The sequence below is a fragment of the Alishewanella aestuarii B11 genome (genome assembly GCF_000280055.1).
GTDB lineage: Bacteria > Pseudomonadota > Gammaproteobacteria > Enterobacterales > Alteromonadaceae > Alishewanella > Alishewanella aestuarii.
On the sequence record NZ_ALAB01000037.1, the window covers coordinates 26,227 to 47,046 of the forward strand.

The 20,820-nt window shown below is 52.9% G+C and carries 22 protein-coding genes; 12 read left to right on the forward strand and 10 right to left on the reverse strand.

All coding sequences use genetic code 11. The annotated features are described in order from the left end of the window. Window positions 1-226: 226 nt before the first annotated feature. On the forward strand, window positions 227-1,600 hold the full coding sequence (locus AEST_RS13850) for a pre-peptidase C-terminal domain-containing protein (RefSeq protein ID WP_008609778.1): 1,374 nt from the start codon (window positions 227-229) through the stop codon (window positions 1,598-1,600). An 87-nt stretch (window positions 1,601-1,687) separates the two neighbouring features. Here the strand turns inward: AEST_RS13850 and AEST_RS13855 are convergent, their stop codons facing one another. Together AEST_RS13855 and AEST_RS16850 are read right to left on the reverse strand one after the other, a co-directional pair. Further along, window positions 1,688-2,083: a hypothetical protein gene (locus tag AEST_RS13855; RefSeq protein WP_008609779.1), complete on the reverse strand. Its 396-nt coding sequence runs from the start codon at window positions 2,081-2,083 to the stop codon at window positions 1,688-1,690. A gap of 48 nt (window positions 2,084-2,131) precedes the next feature. Further along, window positions 2,132-2,917 carry an energy transducer TonB gene (locus AEST_RS16850; RefSeq protein WP_008609780.1) on the reverse strand — a complete coding sequence of 262 codons (786 nt, stop codon included), beginning with the start codon at window positions 2,915-2,917 and terminating at the stop codon, window positions 2,132-2,134. 129 nt (window positions 2,918-3,046) lie between these two features. Here AEST_RS16850 and AEST_RS13865 point away from each other — a divergent pair, with 129 nt between their 5' ends. After that, on the forward strand, window positions 3,047-3,454 hold the full coding sequence (locus tag AEST_RS13865; protein WP_008609781.1) for an acyl-CoA thioesterase: 408 nt from the start codon (window positions 3,047-3,049) through the stop codon (window positions 3,452-3,454). Here AEST_RS13865 and AEST_RS13870 read toward each other — a convergent pair whose 3' ends face one another. From AEST_RS13870 to cyaY, 7 genes are read right to left on the reverse strand one after another with little or no spacing between them, the layout of a single operon-like run. After that, window positions 3,455-3,961: a DNA-deoxyinosine glycosylase gene (locus AEST_RS13870; protein ID WP_008609782.1), complete on the reverse strand. Its 507-nt coding sequence runs from the start codon at window positions 3,959-3,961 to the stop codon at window positions 3,455-3,457. After that, window positions 3,937-5,031 carry a heme biosynthesis protein HemY gene (locus tag AEST_RS13875; protein ID WP_008609783.1) on the reverse strand — a complete coding sequence of 365 codons (1,095 nt, stop codon included), beginning with the start codon at window positions 5,029-5,031 and terminating at the stop codon, window positions 3,937-3,939. Before AEST_RS13875 ends, AEST_RS13870 begins: the two co-directional genes overlap by 25 nt. After that, a complete protein-coding gene (locus tag AEST_RS13880; protein ID WP_008609784.1) occupies window positions 5,028-6,152 on the reverse strand; it encodes a uroporphyrinogen-III C-methyltransferase in 1,125 nt (374 codons plus the stop codon). Before AEST_RS13880 ends, AEST_RS13875 begins: the two co-directional genes overlap by 4 nt. After that, window positions 6,149-6,886 (reverse strand): uroporphyrinogen-III synthase, encoded by a 738-nt coding sequence (locus tag AEST_RS13885; protein ID WP_008609785.1) that lies wholly within the window; start codon window positions 6,884-6,886, stop codon window positions 6,149-6,151. Before AEST_RS13885 ends, AEST_RS13880 begins: the two co-directional genes overlap by 4 nt. A 5-nt stretch (window positions 6,887-6,891) precedes the next feature. After that, complete coding sequence (hemC, locus tag AEST_RS13890) at window positions 6,892-7,818, reverse strand: hydroxymethylbilane synthase (protein ID WP_008609786.1); 927 nt, start codon at window positions 7,816-7,818, stop codon at window positions 6,892-6,894. Beyond that, entirely contained in the window at window positions 7,818-8,501 is a 684-nt protein-coding gene (locus AEST_RS13895) for an alpha/beta hydrolase (RefSeq protein ID WP_008609788.1), read from the reverse strand. Before AEST_RS13895 ends, hemC begins: the two co-directional genes overlap by 1 nt. After that, window positions 8,501-8,821, reverse strand: coding sequence for an iron donor protein CyaY (gene cyaY, locus AEST_RS13900; RefSeq protein WP_008609790.1), 321 nt, complete (start codon window positions 8,819-8,821; stop codon window positions 8,501-8,503). Before cyaY ends, AEST_RS13895 begins: the two co-directional genes overlap by 1 nt. 72 nt (window positions 8,822-8,893) lie before the next feature. Here cyaY and lptM point away from each other — a divergent pair, with 72 nt between their 5' ends. The 6 genes from lptM to AEST_RS13925 are packed head-to-tail and all read left to right on the forward strand — an operon-like array spanning window position 8,894 to window position 13,443. After that, window positions 8,894-9,067, forward strand: coding sequence for an LPS translocon maturation chaperone LptM (lptM, locus tag AEST_RS17095; protein WP_008609791.1), 174 nt, complete (start codon window positions 8,894-8,896; stop codon window positions 9,065-9,067). A 5-nt stretch (window positions 9,068-9,072) separates the two neighbouring features. Then, window positions 9,073-10,329 (forward strand): diaminopimelate decarboxylase, encoded by a 1,257-nt coding sequence (gene lysA / locus AEST_RS13905; protein WP_008609792.1) that lies wholly within the window; start codon window positions 9,073-9,075, stop codon window positions 10,327-10,329. Window positions 10,330-10,342: 13 nt separating this feature from the next. Further along, a complete protein-coding gene (gene dapF / locus AEST_RS13910; RefSeq protein WP_008609793.1) occupies window positions 10,343-11,173 on the forward strand; it encodes a diaminopimelate epimerase in 831 nt (276 codons plus the stop codon). Continuing rightward, window positions 11,170-11,829 carry a DUF484 family protein gene (locus tag AEST_RS13915; RefSeq protein ID WP_008609794.1) on the forward strand — a complete coding sequence of 220 codons (660 nt, stop codon included), beginning with the start codon at window positions 11,170-11,172 and terminating at the stop codon, window positions 11,827-11,829. Before dapF ends, AEST_RS13915 begins: the two co-directional genes overlap by 4 nt. Next, the gene (locus AEST_RS13920) at window positions 11,816-12,745 is read left to right on the forward strand and encodes a tyrosine recombinase XerC (protein WP_008609795.1); all 930 of its coding nucleotides are present in this window, start codon (window positions 11,816-11,818) and stop codon (window positions 12,743-12,745) included. Before AEST_RS13915 ends, AEST_RS13920 begins: the two co-directional genes overlap by 14 nt. Further along, the gene (locus tag AEST_RS13925; RefSeq protein ID WP_008609796.1) at window positions 12,745-13,443 is read left to right on the forward strand and encodes an HAD-IA family hydrolase; all 699 of its coding nucleotides are present in this window, start codon (window positions 12,745-12,747) and stop codon (window positions 13,441-13,443) included. Before AEST_RS13920 ends, AEST_RS13925 begins: the two co-directional genes overlap by 1 nt. A 46-nt stretch (window positions 13,444-13,489) precedes the next feature. Here AEST_RS13925 and AEST_RS13930 read toward each other — a convergent pair whose 3' ends face one another. Then, complete coding sequence (locus AEST_RS13930) at window positions 13,490-14,413, reverse strand: hypothetical protein (RefSeq protein ID WP_008609797.1); 924 nt, start codon at window positions 14,411-14,413, stop codon at window positions 13,490-13,492. Window positions 14,414-14,680: 267 nt separating this feature from the next. Between AEST_RS13930 and uvrD the strand changes: the two genes are divergently transcribed. From uvrD to AEST_RS13950, 4 genes are all read left to right on the forward strand, one after another. After that, on the forward strand, window positions 14,681-16,849 hold the full coding sequence (gene uvrD, locus AEST_RS13935; RefSeq protein ID WP_008609798.1) for a DNA helicase II: 2,169 nt from the start codon (window positions 14,681-14,683) through the stop codon (window positions 16,847-16,849). Continuing rightward, window positions 16,850-18,925, forward strand: coding sequence for a tRNA(Met) cytidine acetyltransferase TmcA domain-containing protein (locus AEST_RS13940; RefSeq protein ID WP_008609799.1), 2,076 nt, complete (start codon window positions 16,850-16,852; stop codon window positions 18,923-18,925). A gap of 66 nt (window positions 18,926-18,991) precedes the next feature. Further along, a complete protein-coding gene (locus AEST_RS13945) occupies window positions 18,992-19,783 on the forward strand; it encodes a hypothetical protein (protein WP_008609800.1) in 792 nt (263 codons plus the stop codon). Window positions 19,784-20,538: 755 nt separating this feature from the next. Further along, window positions 20,539-20,820, forward strand: a 282-nt coding sequence (locus tag AEST_RS13950) for a helix-turn-helix domain-containing protein (RefSeq protein WP_039925551.1), incomplete at its 3' end; no start/stop codon positions are given.

Sequence of the window (20,820 nt, forward strand, 5' to 3'; positions counted from 1 at the left end):
AAAGCCCCTTCATCATACTGATGCGACTTGTCTGGCGTTCCGCTGGCAGGGGCTACATGCCTGCTCCACTGACTACCACTTATCCGAGTGGTTCGACGAATAAATCACCGCTAAAACTCTCTCGGTTTAACCCTATACCGACACGGTAGACGCCTTTCCGGCATTCTGCTGTGTGGTTATCGCCCGCTCCGGGCTTTTTCATAACAACAAGAAACAGGAAGCAACAATGAAAAGATATATGCATCTAGGTGCATTGGTACTGTTATTCAGTAGCCATGCGCACGCCTGCCTGACACAGGAAGCTGAAAATAATAATACCGAAAGCACGGCTAACGGCCCCTTATGCTCCGGTGTCACGGTACAAGCCAGTATCAGTAGCCGCAATGACGTTGATTGGTATTACTTTGATACCAGCAGTAGCGGTGATATTACCGTGAGTCTAAGCCATGGCAGTAATGCAGATTTTGATTGGTTCTTATACCGGGATAGTGGCAGCTATATTTTATCCGGACAAAGCGCCAGCAATCCGGAGACCGGTACCTATAAAGCCGCCGCCGCCGGCCGCCACTATATCAAGGTAACCCGCTATGCCGGGACAGGTAACTATCAGTTGCAGGTACAATTTAACGGAGACGGCGGTGGCTCACCGGCGCCTGCCTGTAACTACGGGCCGCGACCCAGCAAACCTGGTAGCTTAACGGCATACCGGGTAGGCAGCCTGACAGACACCTGCGTTAGCCTGAGCGAACCGGCGGCACTACTGATGGGTGGCGGTACCGATGTGGATGACGCGTTCAGTCTGCGTGTTGCGCCCCATATTCAGGGCGGCAATATCGTTGTGTTACGTACCACTGGCACCGGTGCCTATAATACTTATCTGCAAGGCTTAACCAACGCTGCCTCTGTCGAGACACTGATTGTCGATAACCGCACAAAAGCAAACAGCGACTATGTTGACTGGGTGATCCGTACCGCGGAATTTGTCTGGATTGCCGGTGGTGACCAAAGCGGTTATATCAGTAACTGGCAGGGTACTAAGGTCGACGCAGCGATTCAATATGTCTATAACAAAGGTGGTGTGGTTGGTGGTACCTCTGCCGGCAATCATGTCTTAAGTCAGACTGTCTACAATCCGGACGGCGTGCAAGGCGCGGTCAGTGCGGAAGTGGTCACCGACTTCTGCCATAACACCATTAAATTCAGTAACAACTTCCTGCAGATCCCAATGCTGGCCAATACGTTAAATGATACTCATTTTGCCCAACGTGACCGGATGGGACGCTCAGCCGTATTTCAGGCGCATTTAGGTAGCAGTGGCCGGGTGATCGGAGTGTCAGAGCGCACCTCGCTGTTTGTGCAGGCGAATGGCCAGACAACGGTCGACGGCCAGCATGAAGTTTATGTGCTGCGCGCTGATAGCCAAACTCAGTATCAGCAGCGGCAATGTGGTCAGCCGGTGATCCTGCATGATTTGCTGCGCTACCGGCTGCAACCGGGTGACAGTTACAATCTACTGAACAATAGCAGCTCTGTCACCCCGACCCGTCTTGGCATTAACGGTAACTTCAGTAGCTTCTATACCCCGACGAATCCCTACTAGGGTTAGCGGCGATCATCTCAGAGGGTAGTACAGCCCTCTGGGATTAATCTCCCGGCGCGCATTTCATACCGACTGTATCAAACACCCTCAATGATTCGGCTCAGGCAACAACCCCGTCGCCTGCCAGGCCATTACCACTGGATCCTGCTGGCTCAGAAGATAGGTTTGCCAGTTCGGATCTGTTGTGGCCAGAAGACGCTGCGCCTCACGCTGGCCATGCCTGGCCGCTTGCTCGACCCAGTACTCCGCAGACCAGGCACGGGACACCGTATGGGCGGGCTGTACCAGTATTTCCGTCTTTTTATTGACTATAAGAGGCTGCAACAGAAAATGGCCCGCTTTGCGCCCCCCGGTTAACTGCTTGCCCAGCAACTCGTCATTACTCTCGGCTTTAATAATCACTCCAGCAGCATCCACCTCAACCAGGGCCTGTTGCGGCAAAGTATCAAAGGCTGCGGCGAGCTGTAATTTCGATTCAAGCAACCCAAGGTCTGGCGTAGTAATTGGCAATTCAGTATCGATAATAAAGTGCTACGCACCCTGTGACGCAATAAATCGCATCACGCGACTGAGCATTAACTGATGCTCTGGCGATCCTGCTTGTGCCAGATCCCACAACCTGCTTTGAAACAGCAGCTGTTTCAGGTTTGCGATATTCAGCCGGTCTACGCCGGAGATTTCCAGTGTAAAACTCAGCTCGGTCGTTGTCAGCATTGGCTGACCGGCAGCATAACGCCAGTCCTCTAACGCCTTAACCGCTGCTTTAACAAATAGCTGTTCCGGGTAGGCATCCAGTACCCTGATATCATTCACCTTACCTTGCTCATCAATACGATAATGCAATCTCACATAGCCCGCCTGCCCGCGTTTTGCGGCCTCTACCGGATAGCGGGGTTCAATCCGTTTCAGAGGTTGCAGTCCTTGGGCCGCAGAGGGGCTACGATGCTCGGTGGGCCCGGCCGGAATGACCAACTGTTGCTGCCATTGCTGTAATTGCTGTTGATAGGCGAGCTCGGCATCTGGCTCAAAGTTAGCCCGCAGCTGCTCTGACAAAGTTGCAGCATCAGCATGGCCATAAGCTGCTGCCAATGTAAATAACGCAGCGGCCTGTGATGGATTGGCCTCAGTGCCCTCGCCGTTGAAGTGCATTGCAGCCAGGCTAAACATCGCATGGGGATTACCCACTTTAACTAACTCAGTGAAATGTTGTTTGGCGCCGTGATAATCCTGCTGCTCGTAAGCGAAAAGTGCCTGATTCCAGTCTGCACTCAGTGAGCCGCTGCTAAACAGCAGCAAAAAGGTTAATTTCTTTAGCATATTAGCTTCCCTGTTAATTTTTGCGCACTTCTGATAATAACAAGCTGATTTTCCGAGTCAATCTTTAATTCTGGCAGCATAAAGTCAGCTGTGGCAGAATCAGAGTAATTGCACTAAAGGACAACGACTATGCAACATAAAACCCTGATAAAAGTTCGCGGCTATCATTTAGATATCTATCAGCATGTCAATAACGCCCGCTATCTGGAATTTCTGGAAGAAGCGCGCTGGGGCTATCTGGAAGATAGCGGCGATATCGAATGGTTTGCCAAGCACGGCCTGGCCTGGGTCATTGTGAATATCAATATTAACTACCGGGTCGCGGCAACCATGGGCCAGACGCTGGAAGTCTTTACCCGCTTTAGCAAAATTGGCAGTAAAAGTGCAGTCGTGTCGCAGGAAGTGCGGATCGCGGGCACTGAGGCCGTTGCCGCTGATGCTCAGGTAACCTTTGTTTGTCTGGATCAGAAAACCGGCAAAGCAGTGCCGATTGAAGGTGAGTTACGCGAGCGCTTAAGCCAGCATCTAAGTGAATAGTTAATCCAGATGCGTCAGTACTTCAGCCCAGGCTGCCAGTTTGTCGGTGCGGGAGACAGACGCATGTGCCGGACTGGTCGATGGCAGGTTGAGCAGTATGGGGATTGGCTGTGTTTGCAGGCTGGGTAATACCATTTTGCGGAAACTCTGCGCTGCCTTAGCACCGTTAAAGGCCAGTGCCCGGATGCCGGGTTGTTGTTGTAGCAGGCTGGCGAAATCATTGGGCTGTTCCGCGCGGATCGTACTGTCGAGACTGCCCTGACGCTCACAACTCTGCAGCACATCCCACAGACCAATACCTCGCGCTCTTAATTGCGTCAGACGCTCGGGATAAGGTAAATCGGCGGCAAAACCAAACAACTGCCCCATAATAGGCCAAAATGCATTGCGTGGATGAGCGTAGTATTGCTGGGCGGCCAGCGAGGCGGCACCCGGCATACTGCCGAGCACCAACAAACGGGTATCAGGCGCAAGAACCGCCGCTAGGCTGGTAAGGCGTTCTGCCATAGCTCCGGCTGATATTGCCGCACCTTCTGCCAGGCCATGACCGCTTGTTCTTTATCGCCCTCCTGCTCCGCCAGATAGGCCAAAACCGCATACAGATAGCCATTCGTTGGGTGATCCCGAAGCCAGTGTTGTACCGCCTTGCGTAACTTCAGCACCGAGCGACCAAGCGGAATTTGCCGCAGATAAGGCCAGGCCGCGGGTAAATCATCCAGCGTCAGCGCCTGTACCAGTTTCTGCTCGGCTTGTTCGTTTTGGCCCTGCTGCGCCAGCGCCCAGGCCAGGCCTAACATAGCGGCCGCGGATTTACGTTCCTTCGCCGGTAAATTCTGCCAGTAGTCGGCCTGCTCTGAAAAACCCTGCAAACTGAGCTGACTGATTGCCGCCGGATAAATAGCAAAGCGCCGCTGCTGCCAGCTATCTTTACTAAACCAGCGCTCGCTCACGGCTTGTGGCACGGTTTCCAGCAAGCTTTGCCATTGCCCGGCCTGCTGCAATGCCTGCAAATACAACTGGCCCAATGCCGGGTCCTGCTTTGCCTGCGACAAATGCTGCGCCAGTAAGCGACAGGCTTCTCCTGCCTGCCCTTGCTGTAATAACAAATCGGCCTGCACAAAGGCACTGTTAGAGCCACTGACTTCAAGCGCACCGGCTAAATGACCGGCTAGCTCCGTTTTACCTGCATACAGACTGGCGTAGCTGGCCAGCATCCGCTTTTCGGTGGCAAAGCTGGGATCATTCAACGCCAGCTGTAACTGTTCACTGGCCTGAGACCATTGCTGACGCGCATAGGCTTGTAACCCCAGGGCAAAAGCTGCTTGCGCTTTTTTCGCCCGCCGCACCCGAAAAAAGCTAAATGACCATTTTTGCCAGCGCGCTAAATGCCGCAGCACCGTAACGAGTAAGGCGCCCGCCAGCAGCACTAAACCCAGCGCAATCACCAGGCCGAGTAACGTCATTTCGACACTGTAGCCGGCCACAATCAACTTGATATAACCCGGATTATTAATCAGTACCGGCCCCAGCAACATTGCCAGAATTAAAATCAGTGTTAGCAGCAACAGCTTACTCATAAGCCCTCCTCAGAGAGCAGGGATAACTGGCGCTCCAGCTGCGCCGGACTTTGTAGTACCGGCAACTCAACCCGACTCAGCGCCAGCTGGCTTAATTGCACCAGCTCGCCTGCAGCCTGCTGTACTGCGCTACTCTCTGCGGCGAAATAGCGCTGTAGCAGATCGGCAGCTTGCTGTATTGCCCGACTAAATACCGCTTGCTGGCCCTGCAATAAGGCTTGCTCAGCCAACAATAATTGCTGCTGTAAGGTCAAACGTAGCTGTACCTGTTGTTCCGCGCTCAGATTAATAAAATCTTCCGCCACGGCCGGGCGTACCTGAAATAACTTGCTCCAGCTTTGTTGCCAGTATGCGGCCAAATTCTGGCGCCAGTTGGCCAGCTCGCCATCAGCAACAGGCTGAGTAACCAGAGCTTGCTCCTGCTGCTTCAGCGGCAGTTGTAAACTTTGCTGCCGCAGTTGCGCCAGTTGCAGATAGACCTGGCTATAGTCCGGCAGGTTTATCTGCTGCAACGCAGTTAAATCATCACGAATACTTTGCCGTACCGGTAACAGCGCCGGATTATCCAGTCTTACCAGCTGTGCATCGGCCTGCTGCAGCAACATACGCGCGCTGCGTAAATCCTGTTGCAATACCAGACTGTAACTGGCGCGTTTTAACAGGTAGCCGACCTCTGACAGTAACCAATGTTGTGGCGGCGCACCGTCCTTTTCCTGCAACTGCTGACGTAATAGCGCCAGCTGGCTTTGTAATTGGCTGGTTAGCTCTGCCTGACTCGCCTGCTGTGTGCGCTGCCAATTTTGCCATTGTTGTTCAACGTTGCTTTGCTGTTGTGTTTGTTGCTCGCTAAGTTGTGCCATGGCCTGCGCCAGCTGTTGTTCCAGCTGCTGTGCGCTGCGCTGGCTTTGACTGAGTTGCTGCTGCATACCCTGCCATTGTGGCCATAACCACCAGCCGGCAGCAGCAATGCCGCCTCCGAGCAACAACACCAACAATAAGGCGAACACGGCCATGCCACTGCCGCCGGAGCCAGCGCGCTCGTTTTCAGTCTCGGCCAGCTGGGCTTTTAGCTCGGCCAGCGGCACTTCACTGTCGATGGTAGTTGGCTTTTGCTCACTCATAACAAGTCCTTCTTAAACTGCTGTATCGCCTCTAATAAGGCATCATCATTCGCGCTTTGCGCCAGCTGGATCCTTGGCGCGGCAATGCCCAGCGTCAGCGCACTGTCACGCGCTCTTGGGCTGACCAGGATCCAGCCCAGCTGACAAAGCCAGCTATGTTCGGCAACCGGCACCAAATCAAAAATACGCTGCAGGATTTCATTACTGGTCGCTACCACACAGCGGATGCCCTGCTGACGCCATTGTTGGCACAACATAGCACCGTCTAACGGCAGCGGGATCCGGCTATAGCTTTGTACATAACGCACCAGGGCGCCGCGCTGACTTAGGGTTTGTCTAATCAATTCGCGTCCGGCATTACCGCGTACCACCACGACCTGCAAGCCGGCGACATCCTGTAATTCGGGCAAACCGAGCAAGCCTTCGCTGCGCTGATCTTGTGGCACCAGCACACTGCGGCCGGTCCAACGGGTTAAAGCAGCGGCGGTGGTTTCACCTACCGCCAGTAAAGGCGCGCTCAGTTCGCTTGGATCGAGTTGCTGCTCCAGTGCATGCACCGCACTTAAACTGACAAACACCAGCAAGTCCGCTTGCTTTAATAAGCGCAGATCTTTGGCTTTTAACTGTACCATCTGGGTAGTAATCACCGGCTGGTACAGATAGGGCACGCCGCTGTCATCCAGAGCTTCCAGCAGATGGTCCGCTTTGCCGGCCGGCCGGGTGATTAAAAACATCGTGGTTAGCTGCCCTGATACACAGCAGTTAAAATCTTACCGGCGCCCGCGGCGAGCAGCCGCTCAGCCAGTTGCAGCCCCAGCGCCTCAGCGCTGCTGGCCGGCCCCTGCACTTGATCGCGGATAATTTCGCTGCCATCAAGGGAACCCACCAGACCGCGCAGCGTGATTTGCTCACCGTGCTGGGTGGCAAAGGCACCAATCGGCACCTGACAACCGCCCTGCAGGCGGCGGTTCATTGCCCGCTCGGCCAGCACACAATTGCGGGTGATACCATGCTCCAGCGGCGCCAATAACGCTTGCACCCGCTGGTCGCTGGTGCGGCATTCAATACCCACGGCCCCCTGACCATTAGCCGGTAAACTCTGCTCTACCGGCAGATAGCCCGCGATGCGCTCAGCAAAACCCAGCCGCAGCAAGCCGGCCGCCGCCAGAATAATGGCCGCGAACTCCCCGTTATCCAGCTTGGCCAGCCGGGTATTCACATTGCCGCGCAAGTCCCGCACCTGTAAGTCGGGACGTAGCGCTTTTAACTGACATTGCCGGCGCAAACTGGAAGTACCGACGACCGCACCCGGCGGTAACTCGGCGATAGCACGAAATTGATTTGAGACAAAGGCATCGCGCGGATCTTCACGCTCGCAAATGGTGCTGAGCATCAAACCATCCGGAAACTCTACCGGCACGTCTTTCATACTGTGCACGGCGATATCGGCGCGGTCTTCCAGCATCGCGGTTTCCAGCTCTTTCACAAACAAACCTTTACCGCCAATTTTGGCCAGTGGCGTATCGAGAATCTTATCGCCCTGGGTCGACATCGGCACCAGCTCTACCGTTAACTCCGGGTGGTGCTTTAATAATTCGGCTTTTACAAACTCAGCCTGCCACAGCGCCAGCGCGCTTTTCCGGGTGGCAATACGGATCCTCTGCATCAGAGCTCCTCAGCATGTTGCAGCAGCCGGCTTTGTAAAAAGCGGCTGATTTCATCAATTTCCTGCGCACAAACACTGTGCGGCATCCGATAATCCTGCCAACTGACTTTAAAGCCCGCCGCTTTAAAGGTTTGATACGCCTGCTGACCCGCGGCCAGCGGCACCACCGGATCCTGAGTACCATGCCCGATAAATACCGGCGTCGCTTTGTTATGGCTCAACATTTCAGCACTCAGCTTGTCCGGGCAGGCCATATAGGTGGATAAGGCAATAAAACCGGCTAGCTTATAGGGTAAGCGCGGTAATAAATGTAGCGTAATGACGCCACCCTGGCTAAAACCGGCCAGTACAATGCGCTCACTCGGTATGCCATCGGCAATCAGTTTGTCCAGTAAGGCAGTTACCGCAGCGGCCGATTGCCGCACCCCTTCTTCATCAGCGCGGTTAGTTAAGTCCATGGTTTTAATATCGTACCAGGCGCGCATCCGCATGCCGCCATTGACGGTAACCGGTATTTCCGGCGCATGCGGGAAAATAAAGCGGATACCGGCCGCTGCCGGTAACCGTAGCTCCGGCACTATGGGCGCAAAACCATGACCGGAATCCCCCAGGCCATGCAACCAGACGACTACGGCTTTCGTTTCGCCCTGTGGTTTCACATCAACAAAAGGAAGTAACGCCATTATGCTGTACCCAACGTAATCGGATAACCGGCTTGCTTACTGGCCGCATCATTAATCAGTTGCCAGAATTCGCTACCGCTGCGGTTATCAATCCACTGGCCGTTACGCAGTTCAAAATGGTGACCGTTAAACTTGGTCGCAACCCAAACCTGCTGCAGTGGTGGCTGCTTGTTGATAATGATTTTACTGCGGTCGGCAAAGGTGATCGCTAACAAGCCACCGTTCGACTCGTAATCCAGATCAAGCTCCTGCCGCTCTATGCTCTCTTCGACGGCCAGTAGTAACTGATCCGTTAATTCCTCATATTCTAGGTCATTCATCTGCTTCACCTGTTTGCTTTTACTGCTAAGGATGCGATTATAGAGCGTCGATTAATTAATGAAATAAAAACCATGCACGCTCAGCGAATTTCGCGCTTACTGCGCCTGTTAACCGGCGCGTTGCTGGCCACAGTATTGCTTAGTGCTTGTGGTCAGAAAGGTCCGCTTACCTTACCACAGGCCGAGCCGGAAGTGGCAGCGCCGCCACCGCAAAAGATTACCGAAGACACTGAATCACAGGGGTAAGCAGATTGGATTACTTTAGTTATCAGGGCAATAGCTTATTTGCCGAACAGGTGGCCCTGGCCGATATCGCCAGCCAATATGGCACACCGACCTATGTTTATTCCCGCGCCACCATAGAGCGCCATTACCGTGCCTTTGCCGATGCCGCGGCGGCGCATCCGCACAGCCTGGTCTGTTATGCGGTGAAAGCCAATAGCAACCTGGCCGTATTGAACCTGCTGGCCCGCCTAGGTAGTGGCTTTGACTTGGTATCCGGCGGCGAACTGCGCCGAGTCATTGCTGCCGGTGGCGATCCGGCGAAGGTGGTGTTCTCTGGTGTCGGTAAAACTGCCGAAGAAATGCACTTTGCGCTGCAATTGGGCATTAAGTGTTTTAACGTCGAATCGGTCAGCGAGCTGCACCGCTTACAGGACGTTGCCAAAGCGCTGGGCAAAAAAGCTCCGGTGTCACTGCGGGTTAACCCGGATATCGATGCCAAAACCCATCCTTATATCTCTACCGGGCTAAAAGCCAATAAATTTGGCATTGATATCCTGCTGGCAGCGGATATTTACCGCGCGGCACGTGAATTGAGCCATATCGAACTGGTTGGTGTCGACTGCCATATCGGTTCACAACTGACCGAAACCCAACCCTTCCTCGATGCACTGGAAAAACTGCTGGCCCTGATCGAAGCCCTGAAAGCGGATGGTATTGAGCTGAAGCATATCGATATCGGTGGCGGCCTGGGCGTGACCTATGATCAGGAGGTGCCACCGTCGCCGGCCGACTATATCAGCAAGGTGGTGGAACGTTTAAAAGCCTATCCACAGCTGGAGCTGATTATGGAGCCGGGCCGGGCCATTATGGCCAATGCCGGTATCCTGCTGACTAAAGTCGAGTTTTTAAAGCCTGGCCAGGAAAAGCACTTTGCCATTGTTGATGCAGCGATGAATGATTTAATCCGGCCGGCTTTGTACAGCGCCTGGATGAATATCGTGCCGGTGGTACTGAATAACAGCTTGCCGCGGCAGAACTATGATGTGGTGGGCCCGGTATGCGAAACCGGCGACTTCCTTGGTAAAGATCGGGAATTGGCGATTGCCGAAGGTGATTTACTGGCAGTTCGCTCTGCTGGCGCCTATGGTTTTACCATGAGTTCTAACTACAACAGCCGGCCGCGCGCCGCTGAAGTGATGGTAGACGGCCAACACTGTCATCTGATCCGCCAGCGTGAGCAATGGCAGGATCTGTGGCGTGGTGAGCAGGTGATCAGCAGTTAATCTTAAGGGCGCTATGTTACTTAACTTCAGCAAGATGCACGGTCTGGGCAATGATTTTATGATGGTAGATGCCGTCAGCCAGAACATTTTCCTGACCAAGGAGCAGATCAAGCAGCTGGCCGATCGCAATTTCGGTATTGGTTTTGATCAGCTGTTAATGGTCGAGCCGCCTTATGATCCGGACCTGGACTTTCACTACCGCATTTTTAACGCCGACGGCTCCGAGGTTGAGCAATGCGGCAATGGTGCCCGTTGTTTTGCGAAATTTGTGCGCTATCGTGGCCTGACCAATAAAACCAAGATCAATGTCAGCACCAAGTCTGGCAAGATCACGCTTTATGTCGAGCAGGATGGTCAGGTGACCGTCAATATGGGCGTGCCACAACTGGAACCAGCACGGGTGCCTTTTAAAGCACAAAAGCAGGAAGCGACCTATATTTTACTGAGCGAACAGCAAACCGTATTCTGCGGTGTGGTGTCGATGGGTAATCCGCATGCGGTGCTGGACGTGCCAGATCTCGATACGGCGCCTGTACGCACTCTGGGACCGGAGCTGGAATTGCACGAGCGGTTTCCGGAAAAAGCCAATATCGGCTTTATGCAGGTGCTCAATCCGCAGCATATTAAACTGCGGGTATGGGAGCGCGGTGCCGGCGAAACGCTGGCCTGTGGTACCGGAGCCTGCGCGGCAGTGGTGGTTGGCCAGTTACAAAAGAAACTCGCGCAACAAGTACGGGTGGATTTACCGGGCGGTAGCCTGCAGATCCGCTGGAATGGACCTGGCCAGCCGGTAAAAATGACCGGCCCGGCTGAACATGTTTTTGATGGACAACTGACGTTATGACCGACACCCTGATAAAAAGCCAGGAACTGGTTGCTGCTTCGGTAGTGGCTGATTATCTGCAACAACACCCGGACTTCTTCCAACATTATCCGGAGCTGCTGCCATTGTTACGCCTGCCGCATCAGCAGCGCGGCACGGTATCGCTGGTCGAGCGCCAGCTGGAGCTGCAACGCGAAAAAATCCACCTGTTACAGGAAGATATTACCCGTTTAATGTCGGTAGCCCGCCAGAACGAACATATTTTTCTGGCGTTAAATGCCTTGCATATCGCGGTGCATCAGGCCAAGAGCCTCACTGATGTGCAACAGGCATTACAGGCCTTTGCCGATGCTATGCCGCAGGTGAAATATTGCCGTTTGCTCGGGCTGGAGCAGCCAGGCGCGGATCTGAGCCCCTATCAGCTGCTGCTAAGCCGTCGTCTGCAACAACAGCCGGTGTATCTGGGCCGGCTGAATAAAGAAGAACAACATAACATCTTCCCGGCCAAGGTGCATTCAGTGGCCTTGCTACGGATTGACCAGCAGGACGCGCCACTGGCAATCCTGGCCTTTGGCAGCGAGCTGGATGATCATTTCCAGCCCGAGATGGATGTCTTATTCCTGCGCCACCTGGTGACCTTACTGGCACTGGTGCTACCTGCTTATGTCAACGCCTGAGCTACCGCTGCACTGGGCTGAACCGGTGCAGCAGTTTCTCAACTACCTGAAGCACGAACGTGGCTATAGCCCGCAAACGCTGAGCAGCTATCAGCAGCAACTGACAAAATTGGGCCTTGCGCTGCATGCTGACTCAGCCAGCTGGTTTGTGCTCAGTGAACAACAATTGCAGCGACAGTTTTTACGCTTCCGCAAAAGCAGCCTCAGTGCCCGCTCCCTGAGCCTGGCGGCCTCAGCACTGCGCAGTTTTTACCGCTACGGTATCAGCCAGCAGTGGCTAAGCCAGAATCCGGCCGATTATCTCAAGCTGCCAAAACCGGACAAAACCCTGCTCAAACAGCTGGAAATTGAACAAATTAGCCAGTTGCTGAGCTTTGACAGCCACGACGATATTCTGGCCTGCCGCGATAAAGCGATGCTGGAGCTGTTTTACTCTTCCGGTTTGCGGCTGACCGAGCTGGTTGCGCTGAATTTACCGGATTTACAACTGAGCGAAGCCTTAGTGCGGGTTACCGGTAAGGGCAATAAGCAACGCCAGTTACCGGTTGGCCGGATGGCGCGCTCGGCGCTGCGTGAATGGCTGGTGCAGCGCCCGGCGCTGTTAGATGCAGATACGCCAGCCGCCGATCAACAGGCACTGTTCTTAAGTATCGAGCGGCAGCGTATTTCACCGCGCCAGGTCAGAGAACGGGTTTTACACTGGGCTAAACAACAAGGCTTGGGGCAACAGTTACATCCGCATATGCTACGTCACTCTTTTGCCAGCCACTTATTGCAATCCAGTGGCGACCTGCGCGGCGTACAAGAGCTATTGGGCCATGCCAATCTCAGCACCACCCAGGTGTATACCCACCTGGATTTTCAGCATCTGGCCAAGGTTTATGATAGCGCCCATCCAAGGGCCAGGAAAAAATAATGCAATTATTTAAAGCCTTACAACCTATTTCGGTATTGTCTTTCGATTTAGACGATACCCTGTACGACAACAAACCGGTGATTGCCGCCGCCGAAGCTGCCATGCTGCACAGTCTGGCACAGCATGCCCCGATCACCCGCGGTTACGACAGTGATTTTTGGTGGCAGCAACGCCGTTTACTGGCCAAGGCCACACCGGAGATCCGCCATGATTTAGGCCGTTGGCGTCTACTGGGTATTGAAGCCGGCTTAGTCAGCTTAGGATTAAGCCAGTGTGAGTCAGGCGAGATTGCCGAGGTGGCTTATACCGCTTTTTGGCAGGAACGTACCAATATCAAGATCAAGCCGGAAGTCAAAGCGCTGCTAACGGCGCTGGCCAGCCGTTATCAACTGATTGCGATCACTAATGGCAATGCCTGTATTCAGAAAATGGGCTTGGGCGATTTATTTGAGTTTAGTCTGCAAGCCGGCCCGGATGGCCGGATGAAACCCTACGCCGATTTATTTCTTACCGCCGCCAGCCGGTTACAGATCGCGCCACAGCATATTCTGCATATCGGCGACAGCCACCGTGCCGATGTGCTGGGCGCGCTAAATGCCGGTTGCCAGGCCGCCTGGTTGGATCATTATCAACAGCAAGTTGCAGTATTACCACATATCAGGCTGACAGAGCTCAACCTACTAAAAGCCTTGCTGTAGGAGCTTGCTATAATGCAAGCTCGTTGGCAGAGAGAGAACTGTGGCCTTAATCTATTTGTCTGCAAGTCATCTTAACAGTACATCGCAACATTTCTGCTTCTCCCTTGCATTCTGTTGATTGTGAGCAGCGGTAGGTTGTACCAATAGCAAAGGCCATTTCAAGAAAATTGCGCAAGGCCATGTTGTTTTGGTCTCCCCAGTTATGCGTTAAATCAACATAGAGTAGCCCTTGCTCAGGTTCATGCTGCACTCTGCCATCAGCGTCTTCATAAATATTTTCGGCAGTTAGCATCATTACCTTGTAAGAGCCTTCGTTAATTTTTCTCATTGAGAAAAGCGATGGCTTGCGTAATTGTGAAGCATGGCCTTGCTGAAAGTCCGCCGCATTCCGACTATCTCTAGCTAAGTTTTGGTACAAATTTACCGCTGCATCAGCACCATGTAAAATGCGTTCAACTCGTCTTATGCCACCACCACTATTTCCTTGTACCGACACATCAGTACTTGAGTTATCTGACATGCTCGTTTCAGTGCTACCACCACCAATTGAATAAATCTCACTGCAACCATAATCATAACAACACACTTCTACCCTTGGATCACACTGTTCCATAACCTTTTCATACAAGCGGTTTTCTAGTAGCGCATTCCTAAAAGCCCATAACCCCTCTTGCATCACGTCAGTATCAGATACCGGACAGTTAACTAAGCAATTAATAACAAAATCGTAGTGTGCATACACTAATTGTCCGGTGGTGCGAGATCTAACACGGGATATATGCACCTGTTGTTCGGTACTAAAGGCGTCCAAAAAGTATGCCGTAACCTTATCATAATGATAGTGACTGCACTGTTGGCTGTACTGTTTGTTGTCATCAAAACATGGATCTGAAACTGCTTTGGCAACAAAAGCCATGGTAAGAAGACAGCAGAGCGCAACAGCACTTAAATATTTGAAAATGAACTTCATTTACATCACTCCGTGATTTAATCTATTGACTTTACAAGATATTAAAACAATATCTTGTAAAAAATTTATAACAAAAGACAAGACAAGACAAGATGTTTTTTAAACACCAATCATTGCATTTAAGTAAAAAAAACAAACAAAAACAATCATTTAAAGCAATATACCTTACTACTCACTGATAACCTCTCCATCCGTGTTCGCCACTTTACTTGGCGCTGCGCTGCTGGCTGTTATAATGCCCCGATACTAAGTAAACGAGGCCAACTAATGGATGTTTCTTACCTGCTGGACGGGCTAAATGATAAACAACGCGATGCGGTAGCGGCACCCCCGCAACATATGCTGGTGCTGGCCGGGGCCGGTAGTGGTAAAACCCGGGTGCTGGTGCATCGCTTAGCCTGGTTAATGCAAGTAGAACGGGTTGCGCCCTATAGTTTGCTGGCCGTCACCTTTACCAATAAAGCGGCGCAGGAAATGCGCGCCCGGATTGAAACCACCATTGGCGTCAGCCTGAATAATCTGTGGATGGGCACCTTCCATGGCCTGTCACATCGTATGCTGCGCGCTCATTATCAGGAAGCCGGCTTGCCACAGGGCTTTCAGATCATCGATTCTGACGACCAGTTAAGGCTGGTGAAGCGGGTATTAAAAGCGCTGAATCTGGATGAAAAGCACTGGCCAGCCAAACAGCTGCAGTGGTTTATCAATGCGCGTAAAGATGAAGGCCAACGTCCGGGTATGCTGGACGCCGGTGGTGATTACAGCCTGGCGCAAATGATTAAGATCTATGCCGCGTATCAGGAAATGTGTGATCGCGCCGGTCTGGTCGATTTTGCCGAAATCTTGCTGCGTAGCTTTGAACTGTTAAAGCAGAATGCCGAGGTACGCGGCCACTATCAGCAGCGTTTCCGCCATATTCTGGTCGATGAGTTTCAGGATACCAACGCTATTCAATACCAGTGGCTGCGATTGCTGGCCGGCAGCAGTGCTAAAGTCATGATTGTCGGTGATGATGATCAGTCGATCTACGGTTGGCGCGGTGCCCGCGTTGAAAATATCCAGCAGTTTTTAAAAGATTTTGACGGGGCGGAGACCATCCGCCTGGAGCAAAACTACCGCTCCACTGCAACAATTTTGAAAGCTGCCAATGCGGTGATCAGCAATAACCAAAGCCGGCTTGGCAAAGATCTGTGGACCGACGGTAGCGAAGGCGAAAGTATTTCGCTGTATACCGCCTTTAACGAACTGGATGAAGCCCGCTTTATTGTCAGCCGTATCCGCGACTGGCATAACAAGGGTAATCCGCTCACCGATACTGCCATTCTGTATCGTAATAACGCCCAGTCACGGGTGTTGGAAGAGGCGTTAATTCAGGATGGTTTACATTATCGCATCTATGGCGGCCTGCGCTTCTATGAACGGCAGGAAATTAAAGATGCGCTGTCTTATCTGCGGCTGATTAACAACCGTCAGGATGACGCGGCGCTGGAGCGGATTATCAATACCCCGGCCCGCGGTATCGGTGATACCACCCTGGATAAAGTACGGCAGCAAGCGCGCGCGCAGGGTCAGACGCTGTGGCAGGCATTAGAGCAACTGTTGCAGCAAAAGCAGCTTAGTGGCCGTGCGGCGAATGCCATCGCGCAATTTATGCAGTTAATTGGCCAATTGGATGCTGAGCTGACCGAGCTGCCACTGCACGAGCAGGCTGAACATGTGATCAAACAATCCGGGCTCTATGCCATGTATCAGGCGGAAAAAGGCGAGAAAGCCCAAACCCGGATTGAAAACTTAAACGAGCTGATCACCGCCTGCCAGAACTTCGACAGCCCACTGCTGGAAGAAATGAGCCCACTGTCGGCGTTTTTATCTCAGGCGGCGCTGGAAGCGGGTGAATATCAGGCGGAAGAGCATTCCGATGCGGTGCAGCTGATGACATTGCACACTGCCAAAGGCCTGGAGTTCCCATTAGTATTTGTGTGTGGCCTCGAGGAAGGGCTGTTCCCCAGCCAGCAAAGCGGTGATGATCCGGTAAGGCTGGAGGAAGAGCGGCGCCTCTGTTATGTCGGCATGACCCGCGCCATGCAAAAGTTGTATTTATGCCATGCCCAAAGCCGCCGTTTATACGGCCAGGAACAATATCCGAAACCGTCGCGCTTCTTACGCGAGTTGCCGGCCGAATGTGTCGAAGAAATCCGTTTAACCACGCAGGTTAGCCGGCCGCTGGTTAATAACCGCTTTAGCGGTGCCGCCAGCCACAGCGCCTTTGAAAACACCGGCTTTAAGCTCGGGCAACGGGTGCTGCATGAAAAATTTGGCGAAGGCACTGTCCTTAATTACGAAGGCAGCGGCCCGCAATCGCGCATTCAGGTCAACTTTGATCAGTTGGGCAGTAAATGGCTGATGACCGCATACGCCCGGCTGGAAGCAATCTAAATGCGACTACACCAGCTCGGCCAGTTGTTACAGCAGGCCGCTGTACAGCGGGTACGGCTGCCAGTATGGCTGCAAGGTGAGCCTGCCGCCTTATTGCACCTTGCCAACCAACTACTGGCGCAATATGCGCCAGAGCGTTGTTGGTGGCTGGGGAGTGAGGCACCGGAGCAGTGCACAGCGCTTAAGCAGGCGAAAGCGCATCAGTTGCTGGGCACCGAATGTGACTGGTTGGTGATTAACGCCTGTAGCGGCTTTAACGGCGATCAGATCGCCGCCGCCAGTGGCGCCTTAAAAGCCGGTGGCTTGTGGCTGCTGCTGACACCGCCTACCGACAGCTGGCTGGCGCAGCCCAATCCGGACCATCAGCCGTTATTATCCTACCCACTGACACCGCCGGCTGGCGCGCAAGGCTTTACTGCTTTTTGGCGCAATACTTTGCAACAAGCCAATCTGTTGCATGCCCAACTTACAGCGGATGGCGATATTCAGATCCTGCAACAACCCACTTTTCCCCCGCTAGCCGTGGCGGCTGAGTGTCAGCCGCCTTTTAAAACTGCCGGGCAGCAGACAGCCGTGGCGGCTATTGTAAAGGTAGTAACAGGTCATCGCCGTCGCCCGCTGGTATTAACCGCCGATCGCGGCTGTGGTAAGTCGGCTGCACTGGGGCTGGCCGCAGCAGAGCTGGCTAAGCAGGGAAAACAACGCATCCTGATCACGGCCCCCTCACAGCTTCAGGCCAGTGTTGCTCTTGCGCACTTCGCCAGCCAGAGCCAGCAAGCGCAACAAAAAGCACTGCAGTTTATCGCGATTGACCAGTTATTGGCTGAGCTGCCAGTCGCTGATCTGGTGCTGGTGGATGAAGCTGCAGCCCTGCCGGCCCAGCAATTACAACAGCTGGTTAATCACTATAGCCGGTTGGTGTTTGCCAGCACCGAGCATGGTTACGAAGGCACAGGCCGGGGTTTTCAGTTAAGGTTTCAGCCTTATTTAGCGCAACAATGTCCTGACTGGCGGCAGCTACGCTTAACCGAGCCAATCCGCTATCAAGCACAGGATCCGCTGGAACAGTTAATCCGGCACAGCTTTCTGCTAAAACTGGACTTTCCCGAGCCAGCATACGACAGTACTCAAGCTGTGCTGTTAAAGCATTATCAACATCACGACTGGCTGGTCGAGCCGGAAAAGCTGCAGCAGGTCTTTGCCTTGCTCAGCTTTGCCCACTATCAAACCCAGGTTAAAGATTTACTGGCGTTAATAGAAAATGCTGCTCTCGCAGTGTATACCCTGGAGCAAAACGGCCAATTACTTGGCTGTATGTTGCTTAGCAGCGAAGGCGAGTTTAGCGCCGAACTGGCAGAGCAGATCTATCAGGGCAAGCGGCGGGTACAGGGGCATTTGCTGGCGCAAAGTCTGGCCTTTCACCTCGCCGAGCCCGGATTGGCGTGCCTAAAACTGGCGCGCATTATGCGCATCGCCATAGTGCCCGGCTTACAACAGCTAGGGCTGGGTAGCCAGCTACTGCAATGGGTCAGTGATGAACTTAGCCGCCGTGGTTATCATTATCTTGGTAGTAGCTTTGGCGCCACGCCGAGCTTATTAGGTTTTTGGCAGCGCAATGCTTTTTTGCCAATCCGCCTCGGTCAACAACTGGATAAAGCCAGCGCCGAACCTTCGGTACTGGTATGTAAAGCCTTACAGGGTGACACTGCTACGGTCAGCCGTCTGGCTGAACATTTCTCGCAGCAACTGTATCTGGAACTTACCGAATACCCGACGAATTTGGAGCCGGCATTGTTGCTAAGATTGGTTAAACCGCCACTGCGTATCCTTAGCCCTTTTGAGCGACAGCAACTTAGCTTGTTTGCCAACGGGCAACGACCTTATGAACTGGTGGCAACCTTGCTGGTCTATTGGTTTAACCAGCACCGGTTACAGTTAGATCCGCAGGCAACTGCCGTCTTTATCGCCCGTTGCTGGCAAAGACAGCCCTGGTCACTGCTTGCCAAGCGGTTTCAACTCGCCGGTAAAGCCGCCATTATTAAACTGATGCAGCAAAGCGTCGCAAAACATCATTAAACAGCGCAGAAATAGTGGGGCTGGCTGCCGAAAGCTGGTACAGTCAGGAAAATTTGCGGAGACCTTATGCTTAGTCTGTTATCGTTGTTACTTGCCACCAGTCAGCCGAGCCTGGAACACCTTAGCCAGTCCGAGCGCAGCCTGCTCCAGGCTGCCTTGGCAGCGCAGCAAGCCCATAGTGTGCTCAGCGTGCAATATGAAGCATGCCAATCACAACGCGACTACCGTCAGGCCGGTTTACCGGATTTGCAGCTGTTACGCTCGGCGATCGAGGCCAAACTGCAGCTGCCATATCAGAATTTCCTATTCGCCAGCCGGCAAGCCGGTGACTGGCAACGCCTACAACCACGTGACCCTCTGCAAGCTGGCAGCTGTGATGAATTTAACCGCTATCGGGAGAATCTGGATCAGTACGAGTTACAGCTGTTTGCATTGGAGATTGCCGAACCACTAACAAGCAGTCTAACTGCCAACCAGACCGAAGCTGCAAGCGCACAGCAGTTGCTGTTATTACGTGGCTATTTGCAACGCTCCAGCGGTGTCGCCATCGCCCGGGTATTCGACCGCAGCCAACTAAATGCGATCGAACAGGCCAATTTTCTGCATCCCGACTATCAGAGTCGTTACATCTTCCGGCTGGAACAGGGCTGGCGTAGCGTAATGCCAGTCTATATGGGTATGCATAGCCAATTTAATGAACAGGATATCGGCAAACAAGCCAGTGAATGGCTGATCTTTCTCGATACCCAAAAGCAATTTATCGCCGCCAGGCCATTAACAGAGGTATCGGCATTGCTCGCAGAGCTTGGCCCTGCCGAATGGACTTTTGATCTTAATGGCAATTTGATCCGCAAATAGTTACTGCTACGGATCTTTGTCGCTTTTGCAAAGTTGGCTACAGCCAGATCCCTGTTAATAACTTTTTGTATTCCTTGGTTAGTCTTTTTTATCAATATCGCAGGATGACTCCGGTACGGCGGGCGTAGTGGAGTCTGGGTGTGGTGTACTCGTTTAGTTTGACGCTTCGTGCAGGGGGCGTTTAGTCACAGTGCGGCGTGTCATTGATGGCGCGGATATCGCTCGCTGTGATAAGTCTGTTTTGTCTTCTCGCTTTATCTCTTCTATTACTATCGCAGAATGACTCCGGTACGGCGGGCGTACCGGAGTCTGGGTGTGGTGTACTCGTTTAGTTTGGCGCTTCGTGCAAGGGGCTGCGTAGTCACAGTACGGCATACCATTGATAGCGTGGTTATGGCTCGCTGTTATTGGTCTGGTTTATTGTCTCGCTTGCGTGTCTTTATCACTATCGCAGAATGACTCCGGTACGGCGGGCGTACCGGAGTCTGAGTATCGTGTCATCTTCTAGTTTGGCGCTTCGTACAGAAGCTGTGTAATCGAAGTGCGATGTAGCATGGCGACAACTTCGTCAGGAACGAAGTTGGACTGCCGCAGGCAGGTCGTGAAGCGATGCAGGCCAAGGAAGGCCTGCACAATGCCACCAGCGCAGCGCTGTGGCTGCCATGCGAGTGTAGTACACCCGCGTAGCGGATAATACCATTCCGTCTAGTTTTCTGTTCTAATTGCAGTTTCCGAATAATCACTCGCTTAGCTTTATGAATCAAACCGCTGAAGAACTCCTCAAGCTCTCCCGAGCTGAGAAAAATGCGCGTAAACGCATGCGTTTACTCGCGATCGCGCAATTCCTTGAATGTAAAAACCGCACACAAGTCGCTAATCAATTGAAGATCAGCAGAACTAGCGTCAATAACTGGGTGTCAAGTTACCTTGAAGCGGGCTTGGATGGTCTTGAAGCCCGCAAAGCAAAGGGACGGATTCCTTATCTCAGCGCGCAACAGCAAAAGCAATTAGGCGAGTTTATTGAATCGCATAGCCAG

What these genes read in the sequence shown, in the direction of transcription:
- AEST_RS13850 (WP_008609778.1), top strand. Translation starts at nt 227, where the DNA reads ATGAAAAGATATATGCATCTAGGTGCATTGGTACTGTTATTCAGTAGC.
- AEST_RS16850 (WP_008609780.1), bottom strand. Translation starts at nt 2,917, where the DNA reads ATGCTAAAGAAATTAACCTTTTTGCTGCTGTTTAGCAGCGGCTCACTG.
- AEST_RS13865 (WP_008609781.1), top strand. Translation starts at nt 3,047, where the DNA reads ATGCAACATAAAACCCTGATAAAAGTTCGCGGCTATCATTTAGATATC.
- AEST_RS13870 (WP_008609782.1), bottom strand. Translation starts at nt 3,961, where the DNA reads ATGGCAGAACGCCTTACCAGCCTAGCGGCGGTTCTTGCGCCTGATACC.
- AEST_RS13875 (WP_008609783.1), bottom strand. Translation starts at nt 5,031, where the DNA reads ATGAGTAAGCTGTTGCTGCTAACACTGATTTTAATTCTGGCAATGTTG.
- AEST_RS13880 (WP_008609784.1), bottom strand. Translation starts at nt 6,152, where the DNA reads ATGAGTGAGCAAAAGCCAACTACCATCGACAGTGAAGTGCCGCTGGCC.
- AEST_RS13885 (WP_008609785.1), bottom strand. Translation starts at nt 6,886, where the DNA reads ATGTTTTTAATCACCCGGCCGGCCGGCAAAGCGGACCATCTGCTGGAA.
- hemC (WP_008609786.1), bottom strand. Translation starts at nt 7,818, where the DNA reads ATGCAGAGGATCCGTATTGCCACCCGGAAAAGCGCGCTGGCGCTGTGG.
- AEST_RS13895 (WP_008609788.1), bottom strand. Translation starts at nt 8,501, where the DNA reads ATGGCGTTACTTCCTTTTGTTGATGTGAAACCACAGGGCGAAACGAAA.
- cyaY (WP_008609790.1), bottom strand. Translation starts at nt 8,821, where the DNA reads ATGAATGACCTAGAATATGAGGAATTAACGGATCAGTTACTACTGGCC.
- lptM (WP_008609791.1), top strand. Translation starts at nt 8,894, where the DNA reads ATGCACGCTCAGCGAATTTCGCGCTTACTGCGCCTGTTAACCGGCGCG.
- dapF (WP_008609793.1), top strand. Translation starts at nt 10,343, where the DNA reads ATGTTACTTAACTTCAGCAAGATGCACGGTCTGGGCAATGATTTTATG.
- AEST_RS13915 (WP_008609794.1), top strand. Translation starts at nt 11,170, where the DNA reads ATGACCGACACCCTGATAAAAAGCCAGGAACTGGTTGCTGCTTCGGTA.
- AEST_RS13920 (WP_008609795.1), top strand. Translation starts at nt 11,816, where the DNA reads ATGTCAACGCCTGAGCTACCGCTGCACTGGGCTGAACCGGTGCAGCAG.
- AEST_RS13925 (WP_008609796.1), top strand. Translation starts at nt 12,745, where the DNA reads ATGCAATTATTTAAAGCCTTACAACCTATTTCGGTATTGTCTTTCGAT.
- AEST_RS13930 (WP_008609797.1), bottom strand. Translation starts at nt 14,413, where the DNA reads ATGAAGTTCATTTTCAAATATTTAAGTGCTGTTGCGCTCTGCTGTCTT.
- uvrD (WP_008609798.1), top strand. Translation starts at nt 14,681, where the DNA reads ATGGATGTTTCTTACCTGCTGGACGGGCTAAATGATAAACAACGCGAT.
- AEST_RS13940 (WP_008609799.1), top strand. Translation starts at nt 16,850, where the DNA reads ATGCGACTACACCAGCTCGGCCAGTTGTTACAGCAGGCCGCTGTACAG.
- AEST_RS13945 (WP_008609800.1), top strand. Translation starts at nt 18,992, where the DNA reads ATGCTTAGTCTGTTATCGTTGTTACTTGCCACCAGTCAGCCGAGCCTG.